At 57.4% G+C, this 1,231-nt stretch carries 1 pseudogene; it reads right to left on the reverse strand.

The window, feature by feature from the left end:
* Positions 1-1,231, reverse strand: a pseudogene (locus IQ211_RS19350) (DNA primase); the annotation flags it as partial.

Genomic DNA, 1,231 nt, shown 5'->3' on the forward strand with positions numbered 1-1,231 from the left:
TGCGTGCGCCATCTGCTGGATCAACAGCAACAGCTTGCGCGTCTGCGGCGGCATTTCATCCAGCGTCCGGCCTAAAATTTCATGGGCTAACTGATTGGCGAGCCGGATATCATCTTTGGTGACTTCGATGTATTCCAGCGTTTTCCCGCGATGCTCGGCGGTTTTGATGTTCCGCTGGTATTGGTGCAGCAAGGCGATGCTCTGGATAAGCGTCAGGTATTTCATGTGGTCACGGCGGGTACGGGTTTTGTCTGACATAAAGGTCAGTTGCGACGCATACGGATTGACGACATTCAGCGGTTTCAGCAGCCGCTGCGCATTCTGGTGAAGCTGTGTCAGATAATCGCGTTCGTTCTCAGCCAGCAGGCCTTCGAGCGTCTGCTTCTGGCGCTGCAACGCATGGATGGCTTCGGTCTGTTCGCGGGATTCATTGACGGTCAGCACCAGACAGCGATTGAGCAGCTCTTCATCCACATCAATGGCCGTCGTGGTGAGCATCAGCATCACCGGGCCTTTGACGGTATAGCTTTTGGTGACCAGGTTGCCGGTCGCTTCATCCTTGCCCGTGCTGGCCATTGTCAGCTCGCCGTCCGACTGCAACAGCTTGAGCGCATAGGCGGCCTGCCGCACGCCTTCTTCTTCCGCTATCGCTAAAATCTTGTGCTGGAGATTGGTTTCACCGAGATAGAACAGACTTTGCCCGGTCATGGCGCTGTACTGGATGCGTTCTTCTTCGGGGATCAGGTTTAAGACGGCATCCATCAGGCTGCTCTTGCCGGCGGCGCTGCTGCTCTGGATCAGGACAGCTAAGGGTTTGGGTAACTTTCGGCTTACCGCCGCCAAAAAGCCCGCCAGTAAGTTAGTGGATTCGCCAACCACACCACAGGCGGCTAAGTCAGCTGTCACTCGTGCTGTCAGATAGGGATCTTGCAGCAAGGCCAGTGCGGCTTCTTGCTCGGTGTCGCTCATTGTCGGCACATTGACCCCGGATGCCGCACCGCCTTGTTGTTGCCATTGCTCAACCGCCAGTAACACCTGCCCCAGCGAACGGCGTAGATCCACTTCGCCCAACCCCAGCTCAGCGGCGGCCAGTCGCGCGTAGCTCTGGCGTGAACGGGCGCTCATCAGGTCAACACCATCCGCGAACAACACGCCGCTTTGCCTGTCCAGCACCTGTGCATTGAGCTTCATGGCCGCAGCCCCGGCTTTTACTGTGCTCATGCCGCGCAGA

This window comes from Xenorhabdus griffiniae (assembly GCF_015163655.1).
Taxonomy (GTDB): domain Bacteria; phylum Pseudomonadota; class Gammaproteobacteria; order Enterobacterales; family Enterobacteriaceae; genus Xenorhabdus; species Xenorhabdus griffiniae.